Source organism: Oscillatoria nigro-viridis PCC 7112 (assembly GCF_000317475.1).
Classification (GTDB): domain Bacteria; phylum Cyanobacteriota; class Cyanobacteriia; order Cyanobacteriales; family Microcoleaceae; genus Microcoleus; species Microcoleus nigroviridis.
The window spans coordinates 2,966,705-2,987,672 of the sequence record NC_019729.1 but is presented as its reverse complement, the minus strand read 5'-3'; the positions used below and the strand labels follow the sequence as shown (position 1 = coordinate 2,987,672).

At 46.0% G+C, this 20,968-nt stretch carries 12 protein-coding genes; 2 read left to right on the top strand and 10 right to left on the bottom strand.

The window, feature by feature from the left end:
* Positions 1 to 60 precede the first annotated feature (60 nt).
* The 9 genes from OSC7112_RS12665 to tnpA form a co-directional block, all read right to left on the bottom strand.
* On the bottom strand, positions 61 to 1,059 hold the full coding sequence (locus OSC7112_RS12665; RefSeq protein WP_015176262.1) for a zinc-dependent alcohol dehydrogenase family protein: 999 nt from the start codon (positions 1,057 to 1,059) through the stop codon (positions 61 to 63).
* Between the two features lie 114 nt (positions 1,060 to 1,173).
* The gene (locus OSC7112_RS12660; RefSeq protein ID WP_015176261.1) at positions 1,174 to 1,905 is read right to left on the bottom strand and encodes a glucose 1-dehydrogenase; all 732 of its coding nucleotides are present in this window, start codon (positions 1,903 to 1,905) and stop codon (positions 1,174 to 1,176) included.
* A gap of 88 nt (positions 1,906 to 1,993) precedes the next feature.
* On the bottom strand, positions 1,994 to 2,464 hold the full coding sequence (locus OSC7112_RS12655; protein ID WP_015176260.1) for a cupin domain-containing protein: 471 nt from the start codon (positions 2,462 to 2,464) through the stop codon (positions 1,994 to 1,996).
* Between the two features lie 394 nt (positions 2,465 to 2,858).
* Positions 2,859 to 3,488: a response regulator gene (locus tag OSC7112_RS12650; protein WP_041623080.1), complete on the bottom strand. Its 630-nt coding sequence runs from the start codon at positions 3,486 to 3,488 to the stop codon at positions 2,859 to 2,861.
* 8 nt (positions 3,489 to 3,496) lie between these two features.
* Positions 3,497 to 9,475 (bottom strand): AAA family ATPase, encoded by a 5,979-nt coding sequence (locus OSC7112_RS12645; RefSeq protein ID WP_015176258.1) that lies wholly within the window; start codon positions 9,473 to 9,475, stop codon positions 3,497 to 3,499.
* Positions 9,476 to 9,878: 403 nt separating this feature from the next.
* The gene (locus OSC7112_RS39685; protein ID WP_041622506.1) at positions 9,879 to 10,091 is read right to left on the bottom strand and encodes a hypothetical protein; all 213 of its coding nucleotides are present in this window, start codon (positions 10,089 to 10,091) and stop codon (positions 9,879 to 9,881) included.
* Positions 10,091 to 11,833: a group II intron reverse transcriptase/maturase gene (gene ltrA / locus OSC7112_RS12630; RefSeq protein WP_397318161.1), complete on the bottom strand. Its 1,743-nt coding sequence runs from the start codon at positions 11,831 to 11,833 to the stop codon at positions 10,091 to 10,093. The genes OSC7112_RS39685 and ltrA overlap by 1 nt, the downstream gene beginning before the upstream one ends.
* Positions 11,834 to 12,503: 670 nt before the next feature.
* Positions 12,504 to 13,112, bottom strand: coding sequence for an IS200/IS605 family accessory protein TnpB-related protein (locus OSC7112_RS40955; RefSeq protein ID WP_263053605.1), 609 nt, complete (start codon positions 13,110 to 13,112; stop codon positions 12,504 to 12,506).
* 598 nt (positions 13,113 to 13,710) lie between these two features.
* Positions 13,711 to 14,109, bottom strand: coding sequence for an IS200/IS605 family transposase (gene tnpA, locus OSC7112_RS12620; protein ID WP_015176257.1), 399 nt, complete (start codon positions 14,107 to 14,109; stop codon positions 13,711 to 13,713).
* A gap of 813 nt (positions 14,110 to 14,922) precedes the next feature.
* On the opposite strand from tnpA, the gene OSC7112_RS12615 reads away from it, so the two are divergent.
* Together OSC7112_RS12615 and OSC7112_RS12610 are read left to right on the top strand one after the other, a co-directional pair.
* Positions 14,923 to 19,653: a glutamate synthase-related protein gene (locus tag OSC7112_RS12615; protein WP_015176256.1), complete on the top strand. Its 4,731-nt coding sequence runs from the start codon at positions 14,923 to 14,925 to the stop codon at positions 19,651 to 19,653.
* A gap of 164 nt (positions 19,654 to 19,817) precedes the next feature.
* Entirely contained in the window at positions 19,818 to 20,219 is a 402-nt protein-coding gene (locus OSC7112_RS12610; protein ID WP_015176255.1) for an endonuclease domain-containing protein, read from the top strand.
* A gap of 285 nt (positions 20,220 to 20,504) precedes the next feature.
* Here the strand turns inward: OSC7112_RS12610 and OSC7112_RS12605 are convergent, their stop codons facing one another.
* Positions 20,505 to 20,963 carry a DUF8810 domain-containing protein gene (locus OSC7112_RS12605; RefSeq protein ID WP_041622505.1) on the bottom strand — a complete coding sequence of 153 codons (459 nt, stop codon included), beginning with the start codon at positions 20,961 to 20,963 and terminating at the stop codon, positions 20,505 to 20,507.
* Positions 20,964 to 20,968: the final 5 nt, after the last annotated feature.

The following is a 20,968-nucleotide window of genomic DNA, read 5'->3' as shown; positions in this document are numbered from 1 at the left end:
TAATTCTCCTGCTTTGCTCAAGTTTCCTGTTTCTACAGGCTCTACCTGTGTTCACAGTGGTTACAAATCGATCGCGATTTTGATGACAGCCGTGCCTTGCTCTACTGCTTCGTGGGCAGACAGCGCTGTTTCTAAGGTGAAATGGCGGGGGTCAACGACGGGACGCAACTGATTGGCTTCTGCTAATTGGGTCGCCTGACGCAGGATCTCGCCATGATGAGCGCGACCTTTGCCCGTCAAGAGTGGCAGAAGCACGAACACGCCTGAGTAGGTTGCAGCCTTGCGTGAGAGGGGCAACAGAGAATGGGTTCCCCAGCCGTAGTTACTGACGACGTGACCATAATCGCGCACGGCTTGAAACGCATCATCCAATGTGGAGCCGCCCACCGAGTCGTAGACCACATCAAAGCCTTGACCATCGGTAAAGGTTTGTACGATCTGCGCGATCGGTGTACTGTGATAGTCGATGGGTACGGCACCCAGTTGTCGCACCAGGTCATGTTTTGCTGGGGAAGCTGTTGCAAAGACTTTGGCACCTCGCGCTCTGGCAATCTGCACAGCAACATGACCCACACCGCCAGAACCACCCAGTATCAGCACTTTCTGACCCTCGCGGACATTCGCTCGATCGACCAGTCCTTCCCACGCGGTCAGAAATACTAGGGGTAAGGCAGCGGCTTCCCGCAGGGTGAGGTTGGTTGGTTTTTTCGCGAGTAAATCGGCATCAACCGCCGCAAATTCAGCCAGCGAACCTTGCAATCCGCCGACTCCGCCCGTAAATCCGTAGACCTCATCACCAACTGAAAACGCAGTAACATCTTGTCCAACTGCTTCAACGATTCCAGCCAAATCAGTTCCTAAAACGGCAGGAAAAACCTGTTGAGCATGGGGTGCTTTACCTGTACGAATTTTGCTGTCGAGTGGGTTAACACCACTTGCCTTAATTCGCACCAGAACTTGATTGGCAATGGGTTCCGGTCGTGGAATTTCAGCCGTCCGAAATATCGCCGTTCGATCGTCATCTACAATCAGAGCGTGCATCGTGGAGGATGACTTCATTGTTCAACTCCTGAATTGGTAGATCTATAATTCGTGGTTTCAGATAACGTCCGCGCTCTTGCGTTTTCTTGCTCAACATCGGTCTTCTTCTGGGGGATATCGCCTTACAGCACATCAAATCTGCGCCATCCCACCATCCACAAACAGTTCAATTCCGTTGACAAAACTGCTGTCATCAGACGCTAGAAAAACAACCGCTTTCGCAATATCATCAGTCGTACCAACTCGTCCCAGTGGAATAGCACTGACTGGAAACTGCTCGTCACTTAATCCCAGGCGATAGTAACTCGGAGTCGGCACAACGCCAGGGCTAATGGCATTCACTCGAATCTGATGGTCTTTCAGGTCAAGTATCCAAGAACGAGCAAACGATCGCACGGCCGCTTTGGTCGCGCTGTAGACACTGAGGGCTGGGATGCCTGTCATTGAAGCAACAGAGGCGTTTAAGATAATCGAAGCCCCTTCCGACAGCAGCGGCAGTGCTTTCTGGACGGTAAATAACAACCCTTTAACGTTGATATTGAACGTTGTATCAAAGTGTTCTTCTGTGATGGAGCCAAGGGGAACGAATTCACCAACACCAGCATTGGCGAAGACGATATCGAGCTTTCCTTGCGCTTGCTGAATTGTGGCAAACAGGCGATCGAGATCCGCCAGGTTGGAGACATCACTCTGCACCCCCGTGACATTTTTGCCGATCGCATTGACGGCAGCATCCAGTTCAGCTTGGCGACGACCTGTAATGAAGACATACGCGCCTTCAGCGACAAAGTGCTTGGCAGTCGTCAGCCCGATACCGCTGTTGCCGCCCGTAACAAGCGCCACTTTTCCTTCGAGTTTTTTCATGATGAATCCTGTGATTGTTGGCTCGTAAGCAGTGAAAGGGTTTCAGGATGTAGAATTGTCTTAACTTTAATGCGTAGCGCTATACTCATCATTTACTGATGGACAGAGGAGCTCCGACGATCCAAGTGTCGTACTGATATGCAAGATCCGTCCAACCTTCGGGCGGCGTTTGGCCGATTTGGGGGAAGAATTCGTCAATATCACCGGGTACGAAGGTGAAGAGCAACCGAGCCACTTCCGATCCGAGGTTCACCCATCCATGCACGCTGTTGCGGGGTACAACAACGGATGTTCCTGGCCCAGCCTCGAACTCTTCGCCTGCACAGTGAAAGCGAAATCTGCCTTCGAGGACTTCAAATATCTCCTCTCGATCTTTGTGATAGTGGAGTGGCGGGCCTGAGAACGGTGGGACACGGGCTTCGATGATTGTGAAAGCCCCACTGACATCTTTGCTGTGTACGCGGATAGCCATTTGCTCACCAGGAGTTGTATTGAACCAATTGAGGTCTTCGCCCCGGCTGACAATTGCAACTTTGCTTTTACTCAATTCGGTGTTCATCGTTTTACCTCTTAGTAATTGGGCGATTGAGGATCAAAGCACGTCATTATTTGCAGCGATAATTGCTGCTATCAACTCTGTTTGCGCTCCTGGGTTGAAGGTGGGATAAATAATTAACAGGTGTTTCTGATGAGAAGTATGTTCACCGCAAGTGATACCTGGGTTAGACTACGCCTACATTCCTCTGTGTGCCATCTGTATTCAGCAAACTTGAATCTTGCAATTAAATTGCTATGTGTGTTTGCATGAATTCAATATAGGAAATTGACTTTGGTTTGTCGTCCACTCACAGTTGGTACTTTTATTGAATCAAGTGATTGATTAGTTAACCCATCTCACAATGGAAGACTAACTCCAACTAAAGTTGGAATCCAACGTTAACCGAAAGCACAGCCTACAAACTAACAATCCCGCGTTTGACCGCAGTAATCACCGCTTGAGTGCGATCGCTAACTCCCAATTTACTGAGAATTCGATTGACATGGGATTTGACAGTGCTTTCTCCAATTGTTAAAGCAGTTGCAATATCTGAATTACTCATTCCTTGCCCCATTAAACGGAGTACCTCTAACTCCCGATCGCTCAGTTCTGGGTTGCTCATGCGCTGCACTAGCTTTGCCCCCACCTCTGGCGGAATGTACTGCTGACCGCGATTAACCATGCGAATGGCATTGAGAAGTTCGTTGGGTTTTGCATCCTTGAGCAGATAGCCTTTCGCACCTGCCTGCAATCCGCGATAGATATCTTCATCGCCATCATAAGTAGTTAACACAATAATTCGGGCAGGTTTAAATTGGGTACAAATCGCAGTAATAGCTTCCACTCCTCCCATCTGCGGCATTCGTAAATCCATCAAAGTCACATCCGGTTGATGTTCGGTAAAGCAAGCGATCGCCTGTTGTCCGTCTTCTGCTTGAGCAATGACCGTCATTTCTGGATCTCGGTTAATGATGGTTGCTAATCCTTGTCTGACAATGGAGTGATCGTCAACAATTAAAATGCGAATTGTAGTGGATTGGTCGATCATGGTTTTCATTCTCGATTGACGATGACAATAATTTCTGTTCCTTGTCCGAGTTGGCTTTCTATTCTCAATTGCGCTCCAATTCGCTCTGCTCGTTCGCTGATTCCCAATAATCCAAATCCGCCCACCGAGGGAATATTACCTACACCAAAGCCTTGTCCATTGTCTTTGATGCACAATGTTGTTTGTGCATCTCCATAGACTAACTCAAGACGAATTTCGTCAGCTTTTGCATACTTAATAGCATTTGTCAAGGCTTCCTGCCCAATTCGCAGTAAGTTATTCTCCACTTCGGGGGGTAAAGGATAAGCTGTACCCTGAATTTCATAAATCAAAGCAGTATCATCGGTAGCAGATCTCATTTGCGTTACCAGACGATTGAGGGCGCTAGATAAATCGCCTTCCTCCAACAACTGAGGGCGGAGTGCTGTGACTGAGCGACGAGCCTCATTCAGCCCGATTCGTGCCAATTCATCGATCATCTCCAGATGTGCCTGTGTTGCTTCTACATCATCCTCTAATACTTGGGTTGCTGCACCAACTTGAACCAAAATACCTGTAAACGCTTGAGCTAATGTATCGTGAATTTCCCGTCCCATACGGTTGCGTTCTTCTAAAATTGAGGCTTCTTCGGCACGTTTGCGTTCACGCAGTGCAGCGTCTCGCTGTTCGCTGATGTCTGTGTTTAAAGCATAAAATCCAATGACTTGAGCATTTGCATCGAAATCAGGAATTAAGGTTACATTCAAGTATTTTTTACCTGTTGGCAGAGGTATTTCTGCTTCAAACGTGGTTGTTTCTCCCCTTAGCGCCTGGTTGATGTATGGTTCTATCATTTGATACGACGTATGATCTACCAGTTCGCGAATCGACTTGCCTAAAATTTCATCTCGGCTACAGTTGCGCCAAATCTCATAGGTACGGTTGACAAAGCGGTGGCGTTGCTCGGCATCAATGTAACCAATACTAACCGGGAGAGCGTCTGTAATGAGCCGCAATTCCTGTTCGTGAGCGCGCAGTTCTGCTTCGCTTTGCTGTAAGGCCGCTGTTCGTTCCGCAACCTGCTGTTCCAAAGTGCGGTTGTAATTTGCTAAGAGGTGTTCTGCTTGTTTCCGCTCTGTGATGTCTTGAAAGGCGGCGATCGCATAAGTTACATTACCCTGTTCATCAAAGACTGGAGTTCCCCATGCCTCAATGGGAATTGTGGTGTTGTTGTGGTGAATTTCTATATCATCAACTCTAGTATGTTCGCCCTTTAACGCTCGGATAATGGGCATTCTCTCAGTTGGATATTTTTGATGGGTTCCAGCTAGATAAGTTTGATAAACCTCTGTAAGATCATTGACTGTCAGAGAAGGATCGATCTCTTTAGCTAATAGCTGAGTCGCTCGTTGGTTGAAGTAATAAGGATGACCCAATTTATCTACAACTGCAACACCGACTGGAATTGCTTCCAGAAATTGAGTCATTTGGCTTTTGCTTTTTTGGAGTTTTGAATAAATCCTAGCGTTTTCGATTGCAATGGCTGCTTGAGTTGATAATAGATGTAAAATTTGCGATCGCTCTGATGTAAATGCTCCAGTTGCTAATTGATTTTCTAGGTACAACACGCCAACAAGTTTACTTTGATTCAATAGTGGTAAACAGAGAAGCGATTGAGTTTGATTGTTCTGAATATACGGTTCATTTGTAAAATCTCCTTCACAACTTGCATCATTTAAAATAATATATTCATGCGTCCGAATCACATAATTAATAATAGATTCTGGCAGGTAATTTTTAGTGGGGAGTGATTGCAACACTCGTGTCGTAAAAACACCCTCACCCTCAGCTAGTTCACAAGAAGCTTCTATCAGCCATTCTCCTGATTTTTCCAAAATCAAAAACCCTGTTTGTGCGCCAGCATTTTCAATTAATATCTGCATCAAAGAATTAAGCAACTGCTCCAGTTCAATTTCACTGGAAATTGCTTGCGATGCTTTCATCACCGTTGCCAAGTCGAAAGCGATGTCTGAGTTATTAGAAGTGGTTTCAGAAGTTGTACGAATTGGTTTGGTAGCCCTACCCGACTGCTGAGGAAATAGTTGTGGATATCTAGTTTCTAAATCTCTTACCTTTGCAGTTGCCCCCCAGCGTTCGTAGCAGTAATGTGCTTCATTCATATAAGTTTGCGCGATTTTCTCCCTACCTCGCGCCAGATAATGTTTAGCAGCCAATTCATAACCTAACGCCTCTTCTTGGATATATCCATTTTTTTTAGCTCCCTGGATAGCTTGTTCGTATAAATCTTCTGCTTCAAACAACTGACCCAATACTCGTGCAGTTTCTGCTTGGATTAAATGATATTTATGCAAATGATTCATTGGCGCACAATGTGCCCATTGCTTCAGTTTTTCTTGGCTAAGGGCAACGTTTTTAAGGATTTCTGATTGCACCTGAGTGCTGCTTTTTGGATATGTTGCAAGTTTTGCTAGAGAATCATATAGGTAGTACAAAGGTTCAAGGGGTGTCGTTCTTCCTTGAGTTAAATAAATTTTTGCTGGGTCAGAGTTTTCAACAGCCCGATCGTACTCAGAAAATAGATAACATAAAAAAACTTTTTTCAGATGTAAAAAAAAGATTATGAATCCATCTATTCCTTGTTGTATTAGTCTATTTTCCTCATTGCAAGACTCGCCAATCAAGAGAGTTGGATTAACCGAACACCCCATTAAATTTAGAACAGATTGATGAAGTAATTGCAGCCAAGTAAGGGCAATTTCTTGTTTGTTTTGACGAATCGTTTCACTGTATTTCCTTATTTCCTGTTCAAGTTCCCCAAGTTCCTTCCCGACGGCAAAAGATTGAAAGCAATAAGCGTAAGCGCAATAGGAAGAAAACTCTAAGTCTCCCGTTTCTAGTCCACTTTGATACCCTTCTAGTAATGGTTCTAGTGATTTTCTATTATGTTTTTTTCGGTGCATAATGAAGTAATGTACAAGATGCAATGTCCGCGCTTTGAGGAAATGAACATTTGGCTGTGATAATAGTCTTAAAGCAAGCTGTCCAAACTCATACCCTAAATCTATGTTTCCTACCATTCCATGAAGAATCACTCCAAAACTTGCATAAGCGATAGAAGACTCGATCGCATTTCCATATTGAATTGACAAGTTCACTTGTTTAGATGTCAGCAGAGGCATCAAATGGGGTGCAGAAACATAGGCAGCAATCATGAGCTTTGATAGGATTCGCATCGCTGCCAATTTATTCGGTTCAGTCATATCCGGCAAGTGAATTAATTCTTCGATCGATCTATCCTTTAAAAGGGATTGGATAGCATTAAGTTCATGCTGAATATCTGACTGAGTTGGTGTTTCAGGAAAACTAATTTCCAATCGCTGCAAAATTTGTAATGCCGTCTCGATCGCTTTTAATAGCTGGTTTTGTGCGATGTAAGTCTGGATTTTGACTTCGTAAACTCTTACAAGGTCGAGAACAGTTTTTGCTTCTTGTAAAACAATTTTTACCCAAGATTCTACCTGCTCAAACTCACCACACAAATAAGCGATTTTTGTACTTTCTAAATAGAGATCTAAAGTCAAGTTATAATTGGTATGCCAACTAGAAATTGTTAGGCATTCTCTCCCGTTAGCTAAATAGTTTTTAGCCACACTGTAGGCGCTCGCTCCTTTGGCTTTCTGACCTGCAATTAGATTTAAGAAAGCAATTCGATCTTTTTCGGATTGCTCGGTTACAAGTTCAATCCCATGATTGAGATGATCGACAATTTCAAACACCCTATCTGATAGTTGCTCTGGCAAAATATTTTCGAGTAGATTACGACCAATTTGTAAATGAACAATTTGTTTGCACGACTCATCGATTAAGGCGTAGGCGGCTTGTTGTACGCGATCGTGCAAGAACTTACAGTTCCGAACTAACAAGTCTCGGTCTAATTCAGAGATCGGTTGAATGAATCCAGTTTGTACTGCTATTAATAGATCCTGAAAAACGATTTTAGGCGATCGCTTACATACGATTGCCAATGTTTTTAAATCAAATTCACACCCAATGCAGGCGGCTAATTGAAGAAGTTGCTGTGTCACCCCTGGTAGTTTCTTCAATTTGCTTAACAGCAAGTCCACTACATTATCGGTAATATTTTGATCTTCAATCTGAGCAATATTCCATTGCCAATTTCGCTGTTCGGTGTTAAAGTTCAACAGTTTTTCAGCGTAGAGCGATCGCAAAAATTCTCCCACAGAGAAGGGATTGCCTTCGGTTTTACGCAACACTAACTGGGCTAAAGGACGAACAAGCTCTGTATCTTGATGCAGCGTTTGGGCAATTAATTGGCTCAGCGGTTCTAACGTTAAGGGTGTTAAAAAAATCTCCTGAAGCACAACCCCTTGTTTTCGCAATCGCTCTAGCATTAATGCGAGTGGATGCGTTAGATTTACTTCGTTATCCCGATAGGCTCCAATCAAAAATAAAAATTGCGTTTGTTCATCAAGTATCATCAGTTCGATTAACTTCAGAGTTGCAGAGTCAATCCACTGCAAATCATCTAAGAAGATGACAAGGGGGTGTTCTTCAGAACAAAATACGCGAATGAACTGCCCAAAAACTCGATTGAAGCGATTTTGAGCTTCCGTTGCTCCAACTTCCGGTACGAGTGGCTGCTTGCCAATTATTAACTCAATCTCTGGAACAATATCAATTATGAGTTGCCCGTTGTTGCCCAAGGCAGTGAGCAAGCGCGATCGCCACTGTTGAAGTTGCTCATCTGGTTCACCTAGCAGTTGTTGCACCAATTTTTGTAAAGCATCTGCGATCGCACTGTAGGGAATATTTCGCCCAAATTGATCGAATTTACCCCAAATAAAATAGCCACGCTTTTGAGTGATTGGTTTATAAATTTCCTGCACTAATGCTGATTTTCCAATTCCCGCATAGCCAGAAACCAACATCATTTCGACTTTGAATGTTGGGTTGTTATTTTGTACCTGTTCTGGAGTTTTTGGGACGATTTTTTCTGAAGCAACGCGCTCAAAAGCCTCCAGTAACATTGCAACTTCTCGATCCCGTCCATACAATTTTTGAGGAATTTGAAACTGCTCCCAAACATCTAATAAACCCAGTTGAAAGCTATTAATTTGACCGATTTTTTTTAATCGATCGGCGCAAATTTCTAAATCTGCTTTGATTCCCCAAGCACTCTGATAGCGTTCCTCTGCATTCTTCGCCATTAGTTTTAAAACAAGATCTGAAACGGGTTTAGGAATCGTTGCATTTAGTTCATGAGGTGGAGGTGGCTGTTTAGCAATATGACAGTGGACTAACTCAAGGATGTCTGTTGTCGGAAAAGGCAGGTGTCCGGTTAGCAGTTCATAGAACGTTACACCCAATGAGTAGAAATCAGTGCGGTAATCGAGCAATCGATTCATGCGTCCAGTTTGCTCTGGCGACAGGTACGCCAGGGTTCCTTCTAGAACATGAGGGCTTTTGAACGTTGGATTTGTGCGGTTAAATTGGGTAGCAATTCCGAAGTCAATAATTTTGACAATGCCTGTGTCAGGATTGAAAACGATGTTCCCAGGATTGATATCCTTATGAATGATATTGGCGGAATGGATTTTGCCCAAAATATCGGTAAGGTCGATCGCCAACCCCAGAAACGTGGATAAGGGCATGGGGCAGAAGTTCTGTGGACGCTTGTGCCTCCATTGCTCTAGGGACTCTCCGCCAAAGTCTTCTAAGAAAATAATGAGTGTGCGTTGATAGTCCTGCTGACTGTATGCCTTGACCACTCCTTGCAGGTTGAGGGAGCGGGTAATTTTATATTCCTGTTTGTAGCGGATTAATTCTTGAGGAGATGGATAATCTTGTTTGAGCATTTTTATGACGATCGAGCGATCGTCAGGGGCGCTGATGCCCCGATATACCAGAGAATTAGAACTTTCGTAAATTTTGCTGACAATAGCAATACCCGGTAGAGCAACCATAGAGCTTCTCTGGATGAGTACGATGGGAGATACCTCAAACTATAGAACCTATTGAAGATTTTTTAGGGGTGGTGCCGGTGCAGCCGAGCGCCCCGCCAAAGCTCTTTTTAGGGGTGGTGCCGGTGCAGCCGAGCGGTATGGACGTACAATCGGTGGCAGATGCGGTGAGACTCATCTTTCCCAGCGCAATCGGTGAGACTTTGCCTGCCCCAAGCGGTGATGTTTCTGGGTCGTGCGGTGAAAGGGAACAAAGCTAAAAACCGAAGCAATGGAGTTGTTGGGGAAACTGGCACCCCCATTAAGCCGTGCTCAAATCGGTCATTCAGCAAAAACAAGCGATCGCCGATTCTTTGGAACAAGCAGCTACGGTATGGGAGTTGGGCGTTGATACTCCCCAGCCCTTTTAGGGCGGGGATTCTTGAAGAGTCCAAATGCGAACCTTCAAAGGCGCAATCAAAGCGCCTCTACAGACTCCTTTAAGGCATAGCCCTAAATTTGCCGATACTTTTCTCAAGATGATTAAAGTCAGTGAAGGAGTCGCCTCCTCCACTGCTCTCCAAAACGGAACGTGATAGTTTCCCATCATTCCGCTCCTCAATAAAACGGCTGTTGTCATCAGTACGTCATTACCAACATATCGTTTTCCCAAGCCCAAAGGCTTGGTTCCACTGGTGGCTTAGGTTTAGCACTTTTGCAGCTAGATTTGTTACCAAGACTGCCATCATTGGCAGTCTTTGTGTCGTGGCAATGTCGATGGAGTAGCTGCCAATTATCATACGATTCCTTTCCACCTTTCGATTTGGGGGCGATGTGGTCAACCTCTATCGAATCTCCATCTTTGAAGTAGTTATCGCAGTGAGCGCATTTCCCTTTTTGTCGCTTGAGTAGTTTGGCTACTCTTACGGGTATTTCTGGGTGTACTCCCATTCTTGAACTCCAATATATCCAGTCACCGTCATAGGGTGATGCCATCCCTTTTACTTTTACATAGCGCTTTATTTCAGTGGAACTATGTTGTATGAGCTTTAGAGGATTGTTACCCTCTCCGGTTGCGAACACCCAGTTATTGCCTTCTACGGTTTTGAAGTATTTAAGGCGTGTCCATCCTCTGCCCTTGTTCCTATGACGATGGCGACCCCATTTGAGAAGCTTCCAAACCACTAAGTGCCACAGCCTATCAAATATTTTCTTGCTGACGACTGTTGAGAAGTAGTTACACCAACCCCTAATGATAGGATTGAGATTTTTTATTAAAGTCGCTTGGTTTAACCCACGCGATTTATTTATTACTTCCGCAACTTTTCTGTAGTGCCTTTTCTGACTTTCCTTGCTAGGGCTGATAATAGTTTTAAAGCCCAATAAAGTGCCTCTAGTTCCCTTACTTGAGTTGTGTTTTCCTACTGGAAACTGCCTGATGTTGAATCCTAGAAAGTTAAATCCAGGTTTTTCATCATCTAGTTTATTCAGGGTGTGGGCTAATCTTGTTTTACTCGGCTTTAATTCTAACCCAATGTCACTTAACCACTTCTCTATCTCAACCTTACACAGCTTCACAACTTCTACATCCTCATGGAGAACTACGAAATCGTCCGCATATCGTATCAGTGAAATCGATTTGATTTTGTCTCGTAATCCATAAGTATGACCACGAGAGTCTCTCATCTCGAATTTTGGGGCTAAACCCATAATCAATTCCTCAATCCCATGTAAGGCGACATTGGCAAGTAGAGGTGAAATCACCCCGCCCTGTGGTGTCCCTTCATCAGTTGGGAACAGCTTGTTTCCATCCATAACACCAGCTTTTAACCAAGCCCGGATTTGTCTCCGTAGGGTAGGATAGGTATTTAATTTTGAGAGAAGTACATCATGGTTAATGCGGTCGAAGCATTTACTGATATCGGCATCCAGCACATATTTTGATTTCTGACTTACCGCACTGAATATTGCTCCTATTGCATCGTGGCACGAGCGTCCTGGTCTGAACCCGTATGAGTTAGGTTCAAATCGCGCTTCCCATTCTGGTTCTAACACCAGTTTGACTAACGCTTGCAAGGCTCGGTCTTCCATTGTCGGTATGCCTAACGGTCTTTCCTCATCTGTCCCTGGTTTGGGTATCCAAACTCGGCGTGTTGGCTTAACCTTTGAACCCAATGATATTTTATCTATCAGTGCGAGACGTTGCTTTGGGGTCAGCGATTTAACACCGTCCACGCCTGCCGTCTTCTTTCCTTGATTATCTTGTGTTACCCGACGAACCGATAATGCTTTTGCTGCCCAAGAACTTATCAACAGTTTCTGGAGTCTGCGTACTAGCTTGACATCACCACGATTAGACGCTTGATATATCCGCTTTTGCAATTTAAAACGTTACGCTCTAGCTTTCGCCAGTTGATATCGTTCCATTCATACATCGGTTTTTCTACCGTGTTCATAACATATTCATTGCTACTTGTAGCTATACCATCCGTATTACCGTAAGTCCGTTAGCATATCCTCACCATTGCAGTGAGGCGTTGGCTTTTGACTCAATCTCTACCACCTGTTACCTGGAAGTCCAGATGTTTCGTCTTAGCTGACTGCTCGAAGTATTCGACCTCTTCGAGAGTAATCAGGTGGGTTACTTCGTTCCTCATAACCATTGGTCTGTTCCGTTAGGATGTCACCTCTTCACCGAGTTTTTGGGTAACGTAGGTATGTCGGGCAAAATTCTCATACCACCCTGTACTAATGCCCTTTTGGGACTACCAGCGCATAAAGCCTTATTTCGCTGGTTCGCCGTAACGGTGATTCAGGCAGTGACTTCGCATTTGCTATCCGTAGGAACTTGCTCACGGGATACCACTTTTAGGCTAGTGGCTCTTTCCGCTTTTATCTCCGCTTCACCGATTGATGGCTAGTCTCTACAGTGGGAGATATGCTTTCACCTCTACGTCTGAGGGGCAGGACTTATCGTTTTCTAGGATACTAACGCTCACCTGCAAGGTTATGAAGTTGTCATCTACAAGGGATTAAAGTGCGAACTCAATCCTCATGGATTACCCTGTAGAAGCCAGTCATCCCCCAATTTCTCGGTTTCGACTGAACGAATCGCACTTCGCAGCGGCATTACAATCTGCATTAATTTTGCTTCCATCTTTTGAACGATACAATCCACGATTAACGCGCTTTCCAGATTCTTTCCACCTTCAGTTTTTTCACCGAACTTAGGCAGTTCATCCGAATCTAAAAAACTCGCTTTACTTGTATAACTTTCTTCAGTTTCGATGAACCGGATACCATATTGTTCGCAAAGCTGAGAAATTATATCTTTCAATCGAGCGGTAGGAATCTGAACAAAGTTTTGATTCGTCTTGCTGCCAAGATTTATTTCTTGACGCATCCCTTTGTTCCACCCAAAGACGACTGTACCTATTTGGTTCTCAAGGCAATGCTTCAATACCAATTTAGCTGCATTGTTGACGGCATCCCTAACTTGCCTGTTCCGTTTTTCGGTAATTCTTGCCAACCTTTTAGAGCAAAAGCCTTGAGGTTTGTACTCTTTGATTGACCCAATTCGCTTGTTGTACCATTGGTTTAATGATTTGAGGTGCCGTCCATCTACGATAAAACTTGCTCCCACATTGGAAACACAAGTCAACCAATTGTTTAATCCTGGATCGATACCGAGAGCCTTACCAAAATCTAATTCAACTATTGTTGATTGAAGTTGGCAAACAAACTAGACATAAAATTGTCCGTTTCTCGGCAAAATACGAATCTCTCTGATTGCCTTGTAGTCTAAATTAGATGGTATCGGCAAATAAAATTCACCAATTCCCAACCATAATTTAACCTTACTTCCCAACGGGAATCTTAACTGGCCATTCTTTAGCTTTACGTCTGCTTTTGGGAACGTTACAAGTTTTAAGCTGTTTTTGCGGTATTTTGGCAGTCTAGGGTGTTGTGTTACCGTACCACCTTTGATTCCTTTCAATAGCCCAATGTACGACTTAAAAGATTCTGCAACGCTGGTCAACGTTTGTTGAGCAACATGGGAATACAGCGCTTTGAAATGAAGGTTTTCCTTGAATAATTTGTGCAAATCATACTTGCCGGGAATCTTCCCGGTCTTAAAATACAACTGCCGAGAGTAGTAAATCCCGCAGTTGGCTAATTTATTCGACTCTTCGCATAGAAATTATAGTACGCTTCGCAACTCTCGACTTGGACGGATTAGATTTTGCTGGCATCCATAATTAGACATTTTTTTGATTTTCAATGTACTGTTTAATTACTGAAATTGGCGCACCGCCAACGGTGGCAATAAAGTAACTATTCGTCCATAGAGTTGGCAATCGACTTTTTAGCCAAGGAAATTCTTGGCGAAGATATCGAGAGGAACGCCCCTTCATGTATCGAATCAGTTTGGCAATCCCAAATTGAGGATCGCACTCAATTAAAAGGTGAACGTGATCTGACATTACTTCCATTTCGATTAATTCGCTGTTGAACTCGGTCGCGACCTCTAACAGTATTTCTTTTAATCGGGTATCGACACCCTCAACTAGAACTTTTCGGCGATACTTCGGACACCACACAATATGATATTTACACGAGTAAACAACATTTTTGTTTGATTTGTAATTAACGCTCATAACATAGTTATACAGCACAAACCTACATAATACACTAATTTTGCTTTAATATTTGTTAAATGCTGAAGGCGGTTAAAACCGCTGCCGACTTGTCCCCGTGTCTGAAGCCAGGGGCTTGCGTCTCGTTCTTCGGTCAAAAACGTTTGTGGGTAAAAAAACACAAATTAGGGTTATGCACAACTGTCAACCTTTTTCGACCAGGCATCTTAGCCTCGGTTCTGGACGATCGCTTATAAGACTTGGGCGGAAACTCTGACTGTAAGGGGTGAAATTCGATCGATTTTTTGATAAACTTAATGTTCGCGGCTTGAGAGTTGACTTCACAATAAGACAGGTTTCACCAGTTGTGAACCGCGCTGCTACATTGCACCTACCGACTGAGCGGGCAGGTGGCTTTTGTGTCTGCGGGCGCTGACGAAAGCAACTCAACAGCGCAGCAAGCAAAATAACGCTAAAGTTACTATCTACCTGAGTCCGCAAGGCTATCCTTCCGAACTCAGGAAAAACCCACACAAAAAACTAGATCGCCTGCAATGTATCTAGTTGCAGGGGGGGCGATCTCCCCAAGAATCACTGCTTTTTAACAGCAGGGTATTCTAGGAGACATCTCCGAAGCGATGCGAGCGAGATAATTTAAAATCTGCAAACAGGGTTTTAGTGCTAAGTACAGGCAGCATCGACGTAAATTTTTATCCAATCAGCTTCCAATATGCTGTTTTAAAGTTTACTGGGCTCCCACCGCTCGGCAGCCTTCTCTCTCCGAGCTATAAAAACGCATCCACCACACAATCACGGAAATAACATTCAATCAACATGGGTAACACGATCGATCCAAATAGAAACGTGCATCAGACTCAGCGAGGAACTCCCTATGCCGGTCAAAGCTGGTTAGTAGAAGAAAGAGATGCCTGCGGTGTGGGGTTTATTGCCAACCAAAACGGCGAAGCTACCCACTCAATTATTCAAAAAGCGCTGCCAGCTTTAACTTGTCTGGAACACCGCGGCGGTTGCAGCGCCGACTCGGATTCCGGCGACGGTGCGGGTTTGATGACCGCGATTCCTTGGGAATTGCTGGATGCTTGGTTTGCCGAACAGGGAATTGTGCCTCCCGCGCGGGAAAACTGCGGCGTGGGAATGCTGTTTCTGTCTCAAGATGAAAGTCAAGCGACTGTAGCGCGGCACGTGGTTGAGGAAGTTCTGACCGATCGCGGTTTCAATGTTTTGGGATGGCGCAAAGTTCCCATTGTACCGTCGGTTTTGGGCGAGCAAGCGCGAGAAAATCAACCTCAAATCGAACAAGTAATTGTCAGTTCACCGCAACTAGCCGGAGACGAACTCGACAGAAAGCTATTTCTGGCCCGCCGCACGATCGGACACGCCGTGTCAAATCGCCCCAACTTCACCCGCCGAGACTTTTATACTTGCTCTTTCTCCTGCCGCACGATCGTCTATAAAGGCATGGTGCGATCGGCCGTACTGGGAGAATTTTACCAAGACCTGAAAAATCCCGCTTATAAAAGCTCCTTTGCCGTCTATCACCGGCGCTTCAGCACCAACACGATGCCCCGCTGGCACTTAGCGCAGCCCATGCGCTTGCTGGGACACAACGGGGAAATCAACACGCTGTTGGGCAATATTACCTGGATGAAGGCGCGGCAAGCCAATTTATCTCACCCGAATTGGAGTCAAGCCGACATCGACACCTTCAACCCAATTGTCAAATCCGAAAGCAGCGATTCGGCAAACTTGGACAACGTGATGGAGTTGTTGGTGCACTCCGGCCGCACCCCCCTAGAATCCCTGACAATTCTGGTGCCGGAAGCTTACAAAAATCAGCCGGATTTGGCTGACTATCCAGAAATTGTCGATTTTTACGAATATTACAGCGGCATTCAAGAACCTTGGGACGGCCCGGCACTGCTGGTGTTCAGCGACGGGAAACAAGTAGGTGCTACGCTCGATCGCAACGGTTTGCGCCCGGCCCGCTACTGCATTACTAAAGACGGTTTGGTAATTGTGGCCTCCGAAGCCGGAGTTGTCGATATTCCCGAAGCAGATATTGTCGAAAAAGGCCGTTTGGGGCCAGGACAAATGATTGCAGTTGACCTGCAAACCAACGAAATTCTCAAAAATTGGCAACTCAAGCAGCGCATTGCTAAGCGGCACCCCTACGGCGAATGGCTGAAACAAAACCGCGAAATCTTGCAGCCGCAGCCTTTTGCCGAAACACCAACCCTCGACTCGCAAACGCTGTTGGCAACCCAAACTGCTTTCGGCTACACAGCAGAAGATTTGGACATGGTAATCGTCGAGATGGCGAGTTCTGGGAAAGAACCGACTTTCTGCATGGGCGACGACGTTCCCTTGGCTGTGCTGTCAGAAAAGCCTCAGTTGCTGTACAACTATTTCAAACAGCGGTTCGCTCAAGTGACGAATCCGCCGATCGACCCCCTGCGCGAGGGGATGGTGATGTCGCTGACGATGAATGTGGGTCTGCGGGGCAATTTACTGCAAGCAGTGCCGGAAAATGCCAAGCTGCTAAAAATTGATTCCCCGGTACTCAACGACGCTGAACTGTCTTTCTTGAAAGACCAAAAGTCTTTCACCGCAACCGAATTGTCAACGCTTTACAAAATTGCTGCCGGGCCAGGAGGTCTGAAAACCGCAGTCGAGCAACTTTGTCAAGAGGCGGCTGCTGCGGTGCGCGAGGGTTCGAGGATTCTGATTTTGAGCGATCGACTTTTGAAGAAAGAAGGCAATGTATCTTCTGGTGGATTGAGTGCTGAATATACTTACATTCCGCCATTCCTGGCAGTTGGTGCGGTTCACCACCACTTAATTAGCGTCGGGCTGCGGATGCAAACTTCGCTGGTTGTGGATACCGCCCAATGTTGGAGCACTCACCACTTCGCTTGTTTGATGGGTTACGGGGCGGTGGCTATTTGCCCTTACTTGGCATTGGAAAGCGTGCGCGCCTGGTGGTATGACCCCAAGACTCAAAACTTGATGCAGCACGGCAAAGTTGCCAATATTACCGTGGCACAGGCTCAAGCAAGATACCGCACAGCGGTGGAAAACGGCTTGCTGAAGATTTTGTCGAAAATGGGGATTTCGCTGCTGTCTAGCTATCAAGGAGGGCAAATCTTTGAGGCGATCGGCATTGGCGCTGATTTGCTCGATTTGGGTTTCAAAGGCACTGTTTCCCGCATCGGCGGTTTGAGTGTGGCGGAACTGGCTAACGAGGTAATGTCTTTCCACAGTCAGGCTTTCCCAGAATTGCACCTCAAAAAGCTGGAAAATTACGGCTTCGTGCAGTACCGGCGGGGCGGCGAATATCACATGAACAGCCCGGAAATGGCCAAGGCTTTGCACAAGGCCGTGACTACTTTTAAGGCTCAAACTAACGGTAACGGCAATGGGGCCGAACCAAAAATGACACCCATGGGTGTCAAAAATTCTGAAACGGCTTACGATCACTACGAGGTTTACAAGCAACAGCTTGAAAACCGCCCGGTAACTGCTTTGCGGGATTTGCTGGATTTCCAGAGCGATCGTCCTCCCATTCCCGTTGAAGACGTAGAATCTGTAGCAGATATTGTCAAGCGGTTCGCCACCGGCGGTATGTCCCTCGGCGCTTTGTCCCCGGAAGCCCACGAAACGCTAGCCATCGCCATGAACCGCATCGGCGGCAAATCCAACTCCGGCGAAGGCGGCGAAGACCCGGTGCGCTACAAAGTGCTAAACGATGTGAGCGCGGCGGGTTTCTCACAAACGCTACCTCACTTGAAAGGTTTGCAGAACGGCGATACAGCTTCTTCATCCATCAAACAGGTAGCTTCGGGACGCTTTGGGGTGACTCCCGAGTACCTGATGAACGCCGAACAAATCGAAATTAAAATCGCACAAGGTGCGAAACCGGGTGAAGGCGGTCAATTGCCGGGGCCGAAAGTGAGCGAGTACATTGCTTATTTGCGCCGGTCGAAACCGGGTGTGACGCTGATTTCGCCTCCTCCTCACCACGACATTTATTCGATCGAGGATTTGGCGCAGTTGATTTTTGACTTGCACCAAATCAATCCGAAAGCAGGAGTTTCGGTGAAGTTGGTGTCGGAAGTCGGCATCGGGACTGTAGCCGCCGGTGTCGCCAAGGCAAATGCTGATGTGATTCAAATTTCCGGCCACGACGGCGGCACCGGTGCGTCTCCACTGAGTTCGATCAAGCACGCAGGTTCTCCGTGGGAACTCGGATTGACAGAAGTTCACCGGGTGCTGATGGAAAATAAATTGCGCGATCGGGTTTTACTGCGCGTTGACGGTGGCTTTAAAACGGGCTGGGACGTGATTGTAGGCGCTTTGATGGGCGGCGAAGAGTACGGTTTCGGCACGGTGGCAATGATTGCAGAAGGCTGCATTATGGCTCGCGTTTGCCACATGAATAGTTGTCCGGTGGGGGTAACAACTCAACAAGAACACTTGCGGAAACGGTTCCCCGGAACGCCGGAACACGTTGTTAATTTCTTCTATTTCGTAGCACAAGAAGTGCGGAGTTTGCTGGCGAAATTGGGTTATAAGTCGATCGCAGATATCATCGGCCGCGCGGATTTGCTGAAAATGCGCGATGGGGTGAAACTAACTAAAACCCAAGCGATTAATTTGGATTGTTTGACCAAGTTACCGGATACTAAGAGCGATCGATCTTTCTTGGTACACGAACCCGTCCACAGCAACGGCCCGGTTTTGGATGACGATTTGCTGGCGGATGCTGAGATTCAAAGTGCGATCGCCAATCACGGCACTGTTAGCAAGAGTGTAAAATTGGTGAATACCGATCGCACTGTGGGAGCGCGTTTGGCAGGTGCGATCGCGCAGCAACACGGCAACACGGGCTTTAGCGGTCACATTACCCTCAACTGCACTGGTAGCGCGGGCCAAAGCTTCGGCGCGTTCAATTTGCCGGGGATGACGCTGGTACTGTCAGGCCAAGCCAATGACTACGTTGGTAAAGGGATGCACGGCGGCGAAATCGCGATCGCACCCCCGGCTGGTGCGACTTACGATGCTTCAGAAAATGCGATCGTCGGCAACACTTGTTTGTACGGCGCGACGGGCGGAACTCTGTTGGCTGCGGGTAAAGCTGGCGAACGGTTTGCGGTGCGAAACTCGATGGCGAAAGCAGTCATTGAAGGTGCGGGCGATCACTGCTGCGAGTACATGACTGGCGGCGCGATCGTCGTGTTAGGAAAAGTCGGCCGGAATGTCGGCGCTGGAATGACTGGCGGCTTGGCTTATTTCCTCGATGAAGATGGGAGTTTTCCGGCTCACGTCAACGGGGAGATTGTGAAGATGCAGCGGGTTTGTACGGCGGCTGGGGAGGCGCAATTGAAGGAGTTGATCGAGGCCCAGCGCGATCGAACTGGCAGCAAGAAAGCTGAAAAGATTTTAGCAAATTGGTCGGAATATTTGCCTAAGTTCTGGCAAGTTGTGCCGCCGAGTGAAGCTAATTCGCCCGAGGCTTCGGAACAAAAGATTGCTGTGGAAGTTTAATTTTGCAGTTGATTAAATAGATGAGGGGCGACGCGAGTTGCCCCTTTTTTAATCTACCGGACTTACACGGATAGTTCACAAAACCTCAAAAAACCCTCTTGCTCCTCCTTAGCAACGGGGGTAAAAAAAGCCAAGCAAGCAACGAAAAAACCCAAATAAAAAAAATGACAAAACTTTACAACAAAACCTCAGAAAAACTCAAGCGACAGCGGCTTCGCAGAGAAATGACAAAAGCTGAAAAACGTCTCTGGGAGAAAATCAAAAACAGACAGCTTGAGAATTGTAAATTTCGCAGACAGTACAGCGTAGCAGAATTTGTGATCGATTTCTACTCGCCGGAAATCAAATTAGCACTAGAAGTTGACGGTGATAGTCATTTTCAAGAAGGTGCTGTAGAATATGATGCGAAAAGGCAAGAATTTATTGAATCAGCAAGAATTAATTTTTTGAGGTTTACAAATGATAATGTTTATCATAATTTGGATGGGGTTCTAGATGTGATTGTAGATGGGATTAAATCGCTGAGAACATTAGGTGTTTTACCCCCCCCAGCCCCCCCTTGCTAAGGGGGGGAGCAAGATGGGATAACAGGGGATTAAATCGCTGAGAGCATTAGGTGTTTTACCCCCCTTGCTAAGGGGGGGAGCAAGATGGGATAACAGGGGATTAAATCGCTGAGAGCATTAGGTGTTTTACCCCCCTTAGCAAGGGGGGAGCAAGACGACAGGAGATTAAAAATCACCTCAAAGGTCAAGAATTAACCTTTAAATCCCGCACAAATTGCATAATTTGTCGGCAAAAATTGTTATCCCAACATTCCCGACGAAGACAAACACCGATCTAATATTCTATCAAATTTGTCGGGCGATCGGCATTCGCGGAGGTGCTGTTTTCCACATCAAATCTATTTCTTCTGGTGTCAATCCGTAAGCTTGATTAACTAAGTCAGATAAACGGTGTTCGAGTCTCAACGCCTCAGCTTTGCGAGATTGAATGGCCGGTGCATATTCATTATAAGTTTCGCGGACTGCTTTTAGTCCAGCAACACCGAGAGGATCGGAGGATTTAGTTTTCGGCATTCGCTTTCTGATTTCTGCTACGAATTCTGCAAAGGAAAGGGCAGAAAAATCTTCGAGTTTTTGTCCGAGTTTATCAATTAAATAAGTCATTTCCAGCCATTGCAAGACATCTCGGTGAGTTTCTTGATTAGTTTTGGCGATTTCAATTAAACGGCTGACAATTAATTCGACTTCGGCACGAATTGAGTCAGTGGGTGGTGCGATCGGTAAAGTTTCAAATAAATATCCCATTGGGC